The organism is Ruegeria sp. N7 (genome assembly GCF_056531345.1).
In genome coordinates, this window is sequence record NZ_JBQFLR010000004.1 from 196,410 (window position 1) to 210,756 (window position 14,347).

The window sequence follows — 14,347 nt, forward strand, 5'->3', positions numbered from 1 at the left end:
GGAATTCACTGACACGGTTGCCCCTTTTTAATTAGGATGTACGAATATGATGATTAAAATGGCCACTTCTTAAAGCTAATCCAACAAGGGTTATGAGCTTGCCTTTCAACTCCACCTCCCGAGAGCATAGCGAGGGCTTTGTTCGCCTCTCTTTAGCCGCTCCCTTTCTGCAATATCTCACCGAACGTAAGATCAATCCGCAACCAGCATTGGATCAGGTCGGCTTGAAAGCTGAACTGATGACTAACCCATCCGTGTTCGTTCACTCCGAGTTGGTTTACGGCTTGGTAAATGCTTTCTCAGAAGTATCAGGGGATCGATACCTAGGACTGAATGTAGGGGAAGCGTTTGACCTACAAGGATGGCCGCCCTTCGCTCAAGCCTTGCAATCTACAAAAACGCTGTTCGAGTTTTTTACCCGCTTTGTTGAGCTCGTGCCGCAGGAGTCCAATTCTGTGCGGCACAGCCTTGTCATTGAAGCAGACAAAGCGACTTATCGTATCGAGAGGCAACAGGAACCAACCGTCCCACCCATTCAGGTGACCGGTTTTGGTGCCGCAATCTATGTACGCCTATTGCAGACCGTCGTCGGAGAGTCCTGGGACTCTTCCCGTGTGCGATGGGAAAGCAGATACATCAATGGGCTGCCTATCGACTACAAAGGGATCGAGGTTGGCCTTGGGACTGATCCCGGAATGCAAATTAGTTTTCCTGTGGAATGGTTGTTTTTGCACCACGTCTCTGAGGGTTCTGCCAAGCCCATAGCATCACTTCGACAAGATGAAGAAGTAACCGTGGTGGCAGCTTTGCGATCTGTCTTACGCGACAAACTGGATGAAACCGATTTGGGACCAGAGATGGTGGCTGGAATGCTGGGAATACAACCGGAACGGTTTCTGAAAGCGCTTCAAAAACAAGGCACAACGCTACCGCGCGAAATCAAACGGCTGCGTATCGATGTCGCCAAGGAGCACCTCAAACAAAACCAGATGACAATTGCAGAGATCGGACTGATGCTCGGCTATTCTGACAAGTCCCATTTCACTCGCTTTTTCCGAGGTCAGACCGGAATGACACCGACCAAGTTCCGAAGCAAGTAAATGTGGTCGAGCCAAATGAACGCTTCGAAGATTAGGTCCTCGTGGGATCAGTTCGAAGAAGTTGTAGTGCGACGTTGAACAGGTTAGTCGACGACATGAATGGTTGGTTGCCACCGCCGATACAACCTCTGCAACTGGCCGTTTCGTTGTATATTTCGGAGTTAGCAAAGCTTGGTTGCGAAGGTCCGCTTCGGGCTGGAAACAGTCGTCGCCGATTGAAGCAATGAGCGATTGCTTAGGCTCTGGACTCATAACCAAAACAATACGGTTGCCGCGAGCGCAATGGCCGACATGAAGATTACAGGGCATCTGTCATAACGGGTCGCGACCCTACGCCAGTCTTTAAGCCGCCCAAACATGTTCTCAATCTTGTGGCGGATTCGATAAATCTTTGTGTCATGTGGGATGATGTCCTTGCGGTTCCGGCGCGATGGTATGCAGGGTTTGATGCTTCTTTCTTTCAAGCTTTCGCGGAACCAGTCGGCGTCATATCCGCGATCCGCCAACATCCATTCCGCAGCAGGTAGTGAGGGTAAAAGTGCCCGTGCTCCGATGTAGTCGCTGACGTTTCCCGCCGTCATGAATAGCCGAATTGGACGACCCACCGCATCGGTTACGGCATGGAGTTTTGAGTTCAGCCCACCCTTGGTGCGGCCAATCAGGCGGCCGCGCCCCCTTTTTTGAGCCCCATGCTGGACGCTGTTCTATGGGTCTTCAGATGCGTCGCATCAATCATTAGCGTGCCTGTTTCATCGCCTTGAGCGGCTAATTCGGTCAGGATACGTGCAAAGACGCCCATGTGGGACCATCGAGCCCATCGGTTGTAAAGTGTCTTGTGTGGCCCATAATCGGACGGAGCGTCTCGCCAGCGCAATCCATTGCGAATGACATGGATGATGCCGCTGAGAACGCGGCGATCATCGACACGCGCAACACCGCGTGGCTTTGGGAACATATGCTTGATGCGGTTGAGACGCTCTTGGTCGAGCCAGAACAGATGCGACATGGACAATCCTCCTGTCGACCTTGAATCACGATGCCTCAGGGAATGGAATCGACCATCGCAAAGGCGGCTCCGCGCGGCATTGCGGTCATCCGACAAAAACACTCGGATGACGGCACTGAGCCCATTTCGACGTACTTCCGCGTTGTTGGGGAATGTCGGTTCAAGTAAAGATCGAGAATTGAATTTTCTGCGCAATCCGTACACTCATAAAGACTGATCGGAAACCTACGACCAAAAGGGATGCGAGATAAGCGAACAGCTCATACTAGCATTGAAAACGAGAAGCTGAATGATCAGACACTTTCGAAAACGACCTAAACTGGCGATCTTCTTTCTGCTCGCTTTACTTGCGTGGGGCCTCCCGAGGGTAATTGCCCAAGGCCCCGAATTAGACTGCAAACATCTCGGCCCAGACTGCAGAATTGATGCACATATTCTGTCCGATCAAGAACAAGTGCCATTCATGTTTTTAGGAAAAATCGTGGATTCGCATCACCCACAATGGTCGAGATACCGACGAGCAATAAATAGGTACGATGATGTCAGGGATTGTCTTCTACCGTCCGAGCGAAACCTTGAAAAACCCAACTTGCTTATGATGGATTGGCGGCGTGTGGGATCGGGTACGGGCGCAGAGGTCTGCATCTTTCGAATTGCGCAAAGTCTTCGAAACATAGACGAACTTTCTGACTGGCTGAAGGCCCAAAGGTTCCGAGTTAGAGAGCCTCAGCGGGTATACAGTGATAGCTATAAGCCTCATTACCCTACACAGAGTGTTCGCAACTTACAGGCAAACTGGTCGATCGATCAGTATCGCGATCTCGAGCCTTCAATACTGTCAATGATTGGGCTGGAAATGTTGTGGAGCTACTACGCCATAGTAGGTTTAGATAGTCAGAATCGCGTCGTAGGTGTGAGTGTTGGGACGCCCACCAAACTCAACTAAGACGCTTTCATGGGCAAGTTTTTCGCCAACGCGATGCGGAACTTTGCAAGCACTCCCAACCCATGCGGAAGAACCACGGAAAACCGAAACCTGAGGTTCTTGAGCGAAGAAATGACGTCCGCAACGTCCGCTACCCGGACATAAACGCATATTTGTTTACCGTCCGCTTCTGCGCAAAGCTGCCAGTCATGGCCTAGGTTTTGAAAATTTCGCAGTGAACGTCGGCTCTGGGGCTCTGAACTGTCATCCGACAAAATAGCGTGGATGACCAGGTTGAGCCCACTTCTACCGATGCTGCGCGTTGCTCGAACGTCAGCTTTGCGTTGAGCATTCTAGGTGCGTTGTCAGGCTCATAGATTAAATCCAGAAACTGGTTCTAATGGTTCTGACCCACTGGAGTCCCAGTACTAGCTGCCATTTCGAAAGCGTTGCAGTGTCTGCGGATAATTCGATGGAAAACTCCAGACAGCTTCGCCCGGAGCACGCACAAGCCCGCGCGCTTGAGGATCTCGGTCTGTAAGCAGAGAAATGAACAGGTCACTGCTGGCCCAGGGCGAAGACCGAAAGTACCAATGCCCGTTTCCTGTATCGGCTGCTTCGGCCTCGGTCACATCGATGATATGTAGGGTTTTCATCTCAGACAGTCGGCGCTGGAACAGAGACCCATTTATTGCTTCATCGGAAACCTGACCCAGACGGTCGCGGCCGAAGACCAACCGTGACATCGCCAGCGCTGAATCGGTCTGCGATTGATAGAGTGTCACACATATAACGGCATCCAGAAGGCCGTCTTCAATTGATTGCAAGAAATAGCTTCGATCAAGATCGCTGCTGATCAGGATCAACTGCCCCAGCCGCGGCTTTGGCCCAGGCCGCAAAGCAATCTGATAGGCGGCTTCAAATGCGAGCCTTGAGCCTGCGCTGTATCCTATAAGGTGAATGCGCCGGGCGTTGGTGTTTGCCGACAAGTATTCGACAAGAGAACGCAAATTGCGGCGCGTCGCCAATGCAGATTCCTGATCCCGAAAATACGCCAAGCGATTGGGTGTAGCGGGCCAGTTGTAGCTGATGAAGGCGCCCTGATAGCCCAGAAAGTGTTGCAACTCTTTGGAGACAAGGGTCGAGTAATCAAAATCGACATTGTAGCCATGGACATAGATGAAAATGTCTTTGTTGCGAGAGGCTGCAAGGTGATCGTCAATCCATTGGGCAAACCGAAGTCCGGCTGCCTTCATCTCCTTTTGCGAAGGTGGATCGTTCATGTAGCGCGTGACACTGAACGGCATGACACCAATCTCTTGTACGTCAGACAAGCTGAGCGTGTAGTCCTTAGCGCGGTCGCGCGTCATGGTAACGTGGCGAAGCTTTTTCAACGTCGCCAATGGGGGGTTGCTTTGCACTTCGGCAATGCCGGTACGCAGAATGTGACCGCGCTCATTGTTGTAATAGGCTTGTGGGTCGCCGGGAACCGCGGGCAGCCGATCTGTAGCGTAGAATAGCTGCGAACGCTGCACGAAATTGTCTTCCGTGATGTCCTTGTAAGGGTCAAAAGCAGCCTCGGCATAGACCGTTGGGGAGGGCATCAGTTCAATTTCGTCATAGATGTTTGGCCCGCAGGCAGCGAGGACACAGAACGAACACACGGTTGCCGCAGGCAAAGCTCTGGCAATCAGTCGCCTCGTCGTTCCTTTTCTGAATTGCCTTTGTCCGACTGTTCGCATCCGGCTGCAATTGTCGGTCCCAAGCATGTCGGCACCGCTGCTCGCGCCTTGGCGCAACTTCGATACTACAGACCTGTTTGTGTTCGGCATGGCCGCCTTTCGCATAATGCCCTTACTCAGAAGCTGTAGGTCACACCCAACACGGGTCCGAATTGTGAGAGCTTGAACCTGCTGTCAACTTCACCTTTGTCGACCATGATGTAGCGATAACCTGCGCGCAAATTCCACTTTGGAGCGATCGCATAACCTACCGTTGCCAAAAACTGTGCGGTTTCGCGATCTGAGCGAAATCCACCATAGTCGGCCAAGGCAACGGCCGACCATCGGTCATTGATCTGATACCGGATACGGGCCGCAATCAGAGGGTCTATCCAATCGTCGCTGGCACTGGAACTTGGTGCCGGGGTGGGGCCGCCGACCAGAGTGATCGTGCTGCTCGTCTCAAACCAGCGAAACCCGCCACCGAGATCGACGGCCAGGTTTTGGTCTTGATAGGCCGTGTAAGCGGCATATCCACTTAAAAACTGCGTCTTCAGACTGGTTTCAGCGCCACTGAACACCGGGCCGGGAGTGTCATTGTCAAAGGACAGGTCTGTGCGCATGTAGTCCGCGATCAGCGACCACCGGCCACTTCGCGCTTCAAGTGTACCCATGAATGCCAGATCAAGGTTTTCAACCGCTTCACTGAAGCTGAGTTCCGACTCCAGCGATCCAATGGTTGTCTTGGTGTCCGCCGCGTAGATGTAGAAGCTGCCGGAAAAACTCCAGTCGGAGTCCTGTGCCACTGCTGTTGATCCGCCGGGCAGCATCGTCGCCGCAACCAGAAAACTGCTTGCGATACACCGTATTTTTAAGCACGCCATGGCCCGCTCCCCCCTTTGCCTATCCCGAGTTCGAGGCGCGGCAAAAGATGGGCCGCGCCGTTGTCCTGTTACGTTTCACAATCGCATTCGACCGGGTCGAGTATCGGAACAGATGCCTTAACGCTATTCATTTCACGGGCGCGAAACTCTGACGGTGTTTGACCCGTCCATTTCTTGAAGGCCCGTGTCATGGCCGTCGCGTCAGAGTATCCCAAATGATCAGCGATATCGCCCACCGACAATTCAGACTTGGAAAGCAGATGTTTCGCCTGGTCACATTTGGCTTCGATGACGATGCGCGACAGTGATGTCCCATAGACAGCAAGCCGTCGGTTGAGAACCGCGCCTCGAAAACCGCATGCCTTGGCGAGCGCCGTAGCCGACAAGTCCGTGCGCCTGACCCTTGAGTTGGCAACGCTTTGGATCGAACTCAACAAGTCTGTAGGTACAGGGTTTTTTTCGTCCTGAGTGGTCAACACGTACTCGGTCGCGGTTCGGTTAACCAGTTCAAACAAAAGCCAGGCACTTGGGAAGCGGATGGAATACCCGTCTGAGCCCGCACCTACCGCCCGGATACCGTAGAAGTAAGACGGGAGCAGATCAGGACGGTTCACACGCACAAGAACCTTATTTGCTTCCCAACGCTGACCTGCGGTTTCATGCAGCAACGTAGCCCATCGGCTGATCTGAAACGCATCCATATAGGCGGGCGAACAGCATGGCGTGAACCTGCGTTTGGCGGACAGCACGGCGAACTCTCCAGAGACATCGAGTGTCATGGTGACCGCGTTTGTGTTGTTTCCCGCATGAACGCAAAACCTGGCAATGAAATCGGCCAGCGACTTTGCTACGCGAAAGGCCTGTCCGAATGGGGATGCAACGGTCGGATCTGAAGTTTGACCAACAAGTGCTGGAAAGTCTGGGGATGTCTTTTGTGCGACGGCTTCAAACACGGCATAGACAGTGTCGTGCGGAATGAAACAACTCGGAGCGTTCAATTCCGAGAAGGATAGATCGAATTCCGCTAGGAGACTTTCTACAGATTGACCGGATTCTTGAAACGCAAGCAAAAGCGGCACGATAACCCGCCCGCGTGTAAGCGGCGGTGTTCTGTGTTGAGCATGTGCGTCATGCCCTGTCATCATAGCTCCTTAAGACCCCGCAATTGAAAGGTCGGGCACGTCAAGCATAGACCAGCGCGGCTCTGTGTCCCTGACCTGCGTCAAAGCGGAAGTCACTTTTTGAGGTAAAAAAGTCAGGTGCCCGCTGGTAGGGGCTCAATCGAATTGAACCACGCTACCCGCAGAGAGTGCGCTCTAAGAGATTGACATCACCACACGAATAATAGGACCGCCGTCGGGTCAATATGCAAAGTGAGTTTCTAGTTGTTGGCCGAAACGCTATCGCTACCTGTCATTTTTAACCAGTTTTCGGAAGCGGTCGCTCCAATCTGTCAGGGCATACATTCGAACTTTGTGGTTTGTTGGAGAGAGATGGCCAAGGCTCCAATTGTAGCATTTTAAAAAACAACAAAATGAGAGGCGTGAGAATGCGCTTTTGATCAGGTGCCGGGACCATCAAGCAATGCATTTCTGTAATTGGCTAGTGGAGCGGGCAAACTATGAATCTCACGCACAAACGCTGGAAACTGGCTGCTTTAGCTGTCCTGATTGGAAGCACAGCGACCGCTCAGAGCTTTGATACCACGGTCGATGCACTTGCTGAGACATACGAAGTGCCCATTACCATAAACAACTTTGTTCGGGCTGCTACAGACAATGAACTGAAGACGTACAATGGCCTGGCCGGAGGCGTAAATCAGTTCTTTCACTTCAAAGAACCCACCCCCATCGACAATCAGCCCACCATTCGGATGAATCGCGACACACTCTACAGCGTTGCGGTTATTGATATCAGCCAAGGCGCAACCTTGACTCTGCCCGATGTGGGCGACCGATACATGACGACGATGGTGGTCAATCAGGATCATTTCATCAATGAAGTGTTCGACGGTGGCGGTGTGTTCCAGCTTGACATGGGTACATTCCATACCCCCTACGTACTTGTTTTCATGAGAATACTGGTGGATGCCGAGAGCCCCAAGGATGTTGCGGCGGTCAATGCAATTCAGGACGGGTTCACCATTGATGCTGCCTCCGCAACGCCCTTCGAAATGCCCAATTACGACGCGGAGAGCTTTGAGGCGCTGCGCCAAGCCGCAATTGAGCTGGGCAGGTTCGCCACAGACAGCGTCCGGACTTTTGGTAAGGCAGATCATGTAGACCCATTACGCCATTTCCTTGGCACAGCAGTCGGCTTTGGTGGGCTGCCAGAAGACGAGGCCTTTTATCTTAATATCGAGCCCGGCCTGCCGCTTGGGGAATACAAAATCCAGGTCCCGGCGGATGTGCCAGTGAACGCATTCTGGTCCGTGAGCCTTTATAATGCAGACGGGTTTTTTGAACTCAATTCCCTCGACACGTATGTGGTCAACTCGGTCTCAGGCACCAAGAATGACGATGGCAGTGTGACCGTGCACTTCGGCGGTTGCAACGACGGACGTGTGAACTGTCTCCCGATCATGGATGGCTGGAACTATGCCGTGCGCCTTTATCAGCCGGGCCCAGAGGTCATCGACGGAAGCTGGGTCTTCTCCTCCGTAGAACCCGCAAACTGAACAACAGGATGCTTACGATGAAAAAGCTTCTTCTGACAGTCGCGCTTACACTCCCGACAGGCGTTTGGGCCGAAGACATGGTCGATGTGACCGTCGACACCCTTGTGCGCGCCGAGACAGATCACATGTTTCGGACCAACATGGCCAATCTCGGCCTCGCTGTTGGCGAATTGGGGCATATGCGCGAAGCCACCACACCGGATAACCAGCCCGTCATCCGCATGAACCAGGACACGCTCTACTCCGGCGTTCTGCTGGATTTGAGCGAACCCGTCGAAGTGACACTGCCTAAAGCGGATGGCCGCTATATCTCGATGCATGTCATCAATCAGGACCACTTCATGTATGCCGAGGCAGAGCCCGGCACGTATCAAATCACACAGGAAGACCTTGGTACGCGCTTTGGTTTCATCGCGTTTCGCACATTCGTCGATGTGACTGACCCGGATGATATTGCCGCCGCGCAAGCGGCACAGGATGGAATTGTCGTCAGCGGCGGTGGAACGGGCCCGTTTGACGCGCCCAACTGGAACACCGAACAACTTGCCACTGCGCGTCAGGCGATAAACGATTTATCCTTGCTGGGCACCGATTCAGCCCGCGCCTTTGGCAGAACAAAGGACGAGATTGATCCGGTTCAGTTTCTGGTCGGTGCGTTCTCGGGTTGGGGCGGTCTTCCGCCTGAGGCCGCGATCTATCTGTTGGACGCGGTCGATCAGAATGACGGCGAAACACCGCATGCGGTAACCGTCAAGGATGTGCCGGTTCGGGCGTTCTGGTCGGTGACTGTCTATAACGGTGACGGCTTTCTGGAAGCCAATGATCTGGGCGTAAACAGCTACAACGGTTACACAGCCGAAGCAGCAGAAGACGGCTCGGTCACGTTGCATTTCGGTGGGTGCGACGATGGCCGCGTGAACTGTCTGCCGATCACTTCGGGCTGGAACTATGCGATCCGCCTTTATGAGCCGGAGGATGCAATCCTGAACGGCAATTGGACCTTCCCGAAGTTGGAGCCGATCAACTAGGCCACTCGCCCAACCTGCATTTCAAAAGGAGTACACGGCTATGCGTCGATCCCATACTCTTATGGGGCTGCTTTTTGCAGCCAGTGCCGGAACCACAACCGTTGCAGACGAGGCATCCGATCTGGCCCAGGAACTGGCCAACCCGCTTGCGGCAATCGTCTCGGTTCCGTTTCAATTGAACCATGATGAAAATCTGGGCGTCTCTGATCAGGGCTCGCGCACCACGCTGAACTTTCAACCAGTCGTGCCCTTTCAACTGAACGATGACCTTAACCTGATCACCCGAACTATCATTCCTTACATCTGGCAGGAAGACGTTGTGCCGGGCACACGTCAGGAGGGGTTCGGAGATATCCTTTTCTCTGCGTGGTTCTCGCCAATCGGAACCGGGGACATAACGTGGGGCGTGGGTCCCGTTGTGCGCTTTCCAACCTTTAGCGACGTATCGAGTGATACATGGGCTGCTGGGATCACCGGCATTGCACTGCGACAGACCGGTCCGTGGACCTATGGTGCGCTGGCCAATCATCTGTGGGATCTAGAAAGCAACCCCGACACCCCCACGAATGTGAGTTTTGTCCAGCCCTTTCTTGCTTATTCCACCGAAGGCGCGTGGACCTATTCGCTGCAAAGCGAAAGCGCCTATGACTGGGAAACTGATGCCTGGGCTGTGCCTATAAACGCTTCGGTCTCCAAGCTGGTCCAATGGGGGGCGCTGCCGGTCAATCTGCAAGCGGGGGCGGGCTATTGGCTCGAAGCGCCCGAAGTGGGTGCCGAAGGCGTTCGCTTGCGTTTGCAGGCTCAGGTCGTCTTGCCCAGAGGGCGCTGACGTTTGGCTGAAGAACTTTTTATGAAACGTCGAAAATAGGGAGGTCTTGATGGCCGATCAGATGCAACGCAATGCGCAAGCGCATGTCGAGCTTGACCCTGACCATTAGGATCTGATTGTCAGAAGCTGCAATCGGCTCATTCGACACGCCGTTCGGGTGATGTCTTTGTTCATGGTCGTTGTGATCGGATTTGCCGTCATCGACGCCGGTTACTCGTTCTACATCAAGCTTGTAAGTCCACCGGCCCTGATTCTTGACGTCAGTGTTCTGTTGGAGGTTTTTGCGGCCGCGCTTGTTGTGCTGATCGCTATCGAGATTTACACGAATGTCACGCTCTACCTGACGGCCGATGTCATACATGTGAAGCTGGTAGTTGCAACTGCCCTGATGGCCGTTGCCAGAAAGGTCATTACACTCGATACGACGGACCTGGAGCCGCTTTATTTCGTTGGGTATTCTGGACTCGGTCTGGCGTTTGGTGTCACGTATTGGTTGCTGTGGCGTGGCAAGTAGATATTTCAAAGGACGCCTGTATCGACGCTGGCATAAGCGAGATCGCCGACATTAGTGTTTTTTGAAGCCGCAATCGCCTCCTTATTCAGCCAAAGAAGAAACGCTCGAAAATCTTAAAGAAATCCGGAAGCAGACCTTGGCACCTGCCCGGTGAAAGTTCCCTTTGTCCGCAACTCGGTCATAGCGGCGATTTCGACGAACGTCCGGTGCTGATGGAAGCTGCCGTTGAAATTGCTACCCGTTTATAGGTCCAGAGCCTAGAACCTTTCGAGGACATTGCGCTAAAATTGGATTGGCCCTTGGCACGATTTGTCTGCGATAGTTTCGAGCTTTGGCATCCTGACCAACTCTACGGCTTAACACCAGCTTTCTTCAAGCCTTCGACCAAAAGCGCATTGTGTTCGGGTAGACGGAAGAGGATCAAAGCTCCGGAGACAATGCTGTCTAGGAACGCTGGGGCGAAATCCGCCAGCGCCTGCTCATGTGGCAGGCCTGCTTCGGCGCGCCCGAGGTGGGCGGCACTGGCGATCATAAGAGCCCGGCGGATCGGCGCACGCGGCGTCATCTGAATGGCGTGCTCACCCCAACGCATTGCGTCTTCAAAATCAGCGTCGGCGAAGGCAGCTTGGGCGAGCGCCAGATAGGCGTCTCCTACCCAGAGGTCAGTGTCGCGTGGGGAAAGCTGGAGGGCAAGGTGGGCATGTTCGCGCGCCTGTGTGGTTCGGCCGACCAAAGATTCATGCCAGGCCATGAAGAAGATGTTCCGGGCAAAGTTCGGGTTCAGTGTGAAGCCCAAACTGAAGTCGGCGTTGGCCCCGTCAAAATCTCCACGGAAATGACGAACCATACCGCGAACGCATAAGGCGCGCGGGTCGAGTTGACCACCAAGAAACAGAGGTTCAACGCTTTTATCAGCTAGGCCCAGGTTTTCGGTGGGGTCCTCATCGAACTGGTATAGATAACGCATCAGGTAGGCAAACGCTTTGATCCAATGGGCCTGGACGTTGCGCGGGTCGAGATCAATGGCGCGATCAGAGACCGATATGACCTCATCGAACTTATCCTGAGAGTAGAAGCCTCCCGCGTAGAAGATCGCCATTGCACGTAGCGAGAGGTCGTAGGAGTTGAAGTCGATATCTCGAGCCACAGACGCGCGATCTATTTCGGCAATGGATATCTGGGGGGCGATGGCGCCGACCACGCTGCGTGTAATCTCATCCTGTAACGCGAAGATGTCGTCTAGCGTGCGGTCGTAGCGCTCGGCCCAAACATGGGCTCCATTTGTGCAGTCGATGAGTTGGGCAGTAATGCGTACGCGGTTTTGGGCTCGACGGAGGCTACCCTCTAGCATGTAGCGAACACCGAGTTCTCGAGCGATATCTATATGGGTGACGGGGCGACCCCTGAACGAAAATGAGGAGTTGCGGGCGATGACGAAAAGCTCGGGAAAGCGCGAGAGCTCTGTGATGATGTCTTCGGAAACGCCGTCACAGAAGTATTCCTGTTCTGGATCATTGGACATGTTCTGGAAGGGCAAGACAGCGATGGAGGGTTTGTCAGTGGGTTGAGATTGGTTTTGCGTGGAATCTGATTTGCCCTCCATCGCCAATTTGTAGGCGCGAACTGGCTCGGAGATGTTTTTGAGCGCTACTTCGCCAAGGTCTATGATGTCGTGTTCGATTTTGCCTCGAACCTGCCGGCATGCGTCGTCAGACAGTATGACACCGCCTGGGTCAGCGATGCCTTCGAGTCTTGCGGCAAGATTAACACCCTCGCCATAAATGTCGCCCTCGTCCAAGATTACGTCTCCAATGTGCAACCCTATTCGGAAGCTGATCCGGCTTTCGGTGGGGCTCTCGGCTTCGGCGGCGTGCAGCGCCTTCTGGAGCGTCGCTGCGGCCTCAACGGCAGAAACGACCGAGCTAAAAAGTGCAAACAGGCCATCACCGGTAAGCTTGATAATCTCACCTCCGGCACTTTCGATACTTGGATTGATGATGTCCCGTCGTAGGTCTTTGAGACGAGCAAGTGTTCCCGCCTCGTTAGCCGCCATAAGCCGTGAGTAGCCGACCATATCGGCGGCAAGTATGGCGGCAAGTCGGCGTGTCATGCGCATTTCCCAATAGCAACCTTTTTTCGAATCTATCAAGTTCGGCAGTAGTGTGCCAACTTTCGAGAATGTCCGCTTCGGGCTGCCACCGGTCATTAATGTGAAAAGTAACGAAAGGCGACAACAAGCCCAATGCGGGCTTTGCCAACCTTTCAAATCAGCATCATCCCCGACCATTTCAGTTCGAGTTTCAATCCCTAGCGGGCAAGGCAACCTCGCCTTCCCAGTCAGAAATACGGTGCGGTAGCGCCAGGAGTTTTGACGCCACACGTGTTTTGGTCGTTCCACTTCCAGTCATCCCCGAATATTTGCCGGTGGAGGAAACAATCCGCCAGTTGTTGACGCCGAAGGCAACAACCTCCCATCTCATGGTGAACGTGTCCTCTTCTTCACCATAAACACAGACGCCACCGCCGCTGACACCGCTGGGTCCGCCGAAACCCGAGCCCACGCACCGGACAAAACCAGGATCGATTGGTCCCTCGTCAACGGTATAAGTCCCATAGTTGTCCTCTTTCCAGAACACGTCCTCGCCCGCGGAAATTTGCTCTTGGTTGACGACATAGAAGTTCGTTGCCGACACTTTCTCTGCAGCAGTCAGACAATGAGGCGCAAAGAGAACTGCGGGGATAAGCATTGAACGCAACATGTTGTTTCCTTCGACAGTGGGGCAAAACCAGCATGATAGAGACTACGAAATTTATTGCTAGGAAAGGAACGCATAGCCGGACCTGAAAAGTCAGCTTCGTCCCGCATCTCAGAGATTGCAAAGCTTAGTGATGAAGGTCCGCTTTGGGCTGCGACCCGCCGAATGCAGGTGCAGCATGCCTTCGAATTTGCAGACTAGTTTTCATCAAATACTGACTAATCGCTCAATTTGAGCATTCTCTTTGTATCGAATGCCTCGACGTAGTTTTTCTCAGTGAATGGAGAATACTGCTCTGTCGTACCTGTCCGCAGTGCAAACTGTTCAGCGAAGTCTTCCAGCTTGAGTTCGCTTTTACCCTCTAGTTTTGCTTTGGTGAGGGTGTCAATCAACAGTTCGATCACAAGGCCCCATCGATGAGCACAAGCAAAGTCCAGTCGACTTAGAAATTCCATCGTTACCAGTTGGAAGATGTCAATTTCCGCCTCGTCAGCGTAGGCGAACAAAAGCTCGCGAAGTTCATCTTTATCACGCTTAAGTCTGATTTCATCGAAGTGAACGGGGTCCACAAGCGCGTCAAGTTGTTCGTAGGAGCGTACGTATTCGAACAAAGTGGGCACCCCGGAAAGGATCAACATCAAGGGCCAGCGGGGCTCTTTCATCATGGATTTGAAGCTGTCCAGAAATACCGTGTTCGATTTCACGCCCGCAGCAAACACGTGCTGGCACTCATCGTAGTGGATGCCCACAACGCCCTGGCGCTGAGCTTGATCCAACACTCGCTCCCAGATGTATTCTTGTGTACGAGCCCTTTGGACTGGACGTGTCGCGGTTTGCTGCCGCTCCTTTGATAGCATTTATTGCAGCAAAGGAGACGAACTATGGGACTGAAACGGACGGACGAATT

The 14,347-nt window shown here is 53.4% G+C and carries 12 protein-coding genes; 5 read left to right on the plus strand and 7 right to left on the minus strand.

All coding sequences use genetic code 11. From position 1 onward, the window contains the following. Positions 1-92 precede the first annotated feature (92 nt). A complete protein-coding gene (locus ACR0ES_RS08385) occupies positions 93-1,100 on the plus strand; it encodes a helix-turn-helix domain-containing protein (RefSeq protein ID WP_170357373.1) in 1,008 nt (335 codons plus the stop codon). Between the two features lie 248 nt (positions 1,101-1,348). Here ACR0ES_RS08385 and ACR0ES_RS08390 read toward each other — a convergent pair. The 4 genes from ACR0ES_RS08390 to ACR0ES_RS08405 all read right to left on the minus strand — a co-directional run bounded on the left by ACR0ES_RS08390 (position 1,349) and on the right by ACR0ES_RS08405 (position 6,781). Continuing rightward, positions 1,349-2,106, minus strand: a protein-coding gene (locus ACR0ES_RS08390; protein WP_480870235.1) for an IS5 family transposase whose coding sequence is annotated in 2 segments (ribosomal slippage) — positions 1,349-1,770 and positions 1,770-2,106 — 759 coding nt in all. Because the reading frame shifts where the segments join, the coding sequence is not laid out codon by codon here. 1,353 nt (positions 2,107-3,459) lie between these two features. Continuing rightward, positions 3,460-4,635 carry an alpha/beta hydrolase gene (locus tag ACR0ES_RS08395; protein ID WP_480870238.1) on the minus strand — a complete coding sequence of 392 codons (1,176 nt, stop codon included), beginning with the start codon at positions 4,633-4,635 and terminating at the stop codon, positions 3,460-3,462. Between the two features lie 254 nt (positions 4,636-4,889). Beyond that, a complete protein-coding gene (locus tag ACR0ES_RS08400) occupies positions 4,890-5,636 on the minus strand; it encodes an outer membrane protein (RefSeq protein ID WP_253282656.1) in 747 nt (248 codons plus the stop codon). Positions 5,637-5,704: 68 nt separating this feature from the next. Then, positions 5,705-6,781 (minus strand): AraC family transcriptional regulator, encoded by a 1,077-nt coding sequence (locus ACR0ES_RS08405; RefSeq protein WP_480833430.1) that lies wholly within the window; start codon positions 6,779-6,781, stop codon positions 5,705-5,707. Positions 6,782-7,257: 476 nt separating this feature from the next. On the opposite strand from ACR0ES_RS08405, the gene ACR0ES_RS08410 reads away from it, so the two are divergent. The 4 genes from ACR0ES_RS08410 to ACR0ES_RS08425 all read left to right on the plus strand — a co-directional run bounded on the left by ACR0ES_RS08410 (position 7,258) and on the right by ACR0ES_RS08425 (position 10,684). Then, positions 7,258-8,313: a DUF1214 domain-containing protein gene (locus tag ACR0ES_RS08410; RefSeq protein ID WP_480870241.1), complete on the plus strand. Its 1,056-nt coding sequence runs from the start codon at positions 7,258-7,260 to the stop codon at positions 8,311-8,313. Positions 8,314-8,330: 17 nt separating this feature from the next. Continuing rightward, entirely contained in the window at positions 8,331-9,341 is a 1,011-nt protein-coding gene (locus ACR0ES_RS08415; RefSeq protein ID WP_170717655.1) for a DUF1254 domain-containing protein, read from the plus strand. 40 nt (positions 9,342-9,381) lie between these two features. After that, positions 9,382-10,170, plus strand: coding sequence for a transporter (locus tag ACR0ES_RS08420; protein ID WP_170400928.1), 789 nt, complete (start codon positions 9,382-9,384; stop codon positions 10,168-10,170). A 160-nt stretch (positions 10,171-10,330) separates the two neighbouring features. Then, on the plus strand, positions 10,331-10,684 hold the full coding sequence (locus ACR0ES_RS08425) for a phosphate-starvation-inducible PsiE family protein (protein WP_170738391.1): 354 nt from the start codon (positions 10,331-10,333) through the stop codon (positions 10,682-10,684). A gap of 349 nt (positions 10,685-11,033) precedes the next feature. Here ACR0ES_RS08425 and ACR0ES_RS08430 read toward each other — a convergent pair whose 3' ends face one another. The 3 genes from ACR0ES_RS08430 to ACR0ES_RS08440 all read right to left on the minus strand — a co-directional run bounded on the left by ACR0ES_RS08430 (position 11,034) and on the right by ACR0ES_RS08440 (position 14,216). Beyond that, positions 11,034-12,794, minus strand: coding sequence for an adenylate/guanylate cyclase domain-containing protein (locus tag ACR0ES_RS08430; RefSeq protein ID WP_170556818.1), 1,761 nt, complete (start codon positions 12,792-12,794; stop codon positions 11,034-11,036). A gap of 190 nt (positions 12,795-12,984) precedes the next feature. Then, positions 12,985-13,443 carry a hypothetical protein gene (locus ACR0ES_RS08435; RefSeq protein ID WP_480474019.1) on the minus strand — a complete coding sequence of 153 codons (459 nt, stop codon included), beginning with the start codon at positions 13,441-13,443 and terminating at the stop codon, positions 12,985-12,987. 215 nt (positions 13,444-13,658) lie between these two features. Beyond that, positions 13,659-14,216: a hypothetical protein gene (locus ACR0ES_RS08440; protein WP_480870244.1), complete on the minus strand. Its 558-nt coding sequence runs from the start codon at positions 14,214-14,216 to the stop codon at positions 13,659-13,661. Between the last annotated feature and the right edge of the window lie 131 nt (positions 14,217-14,347).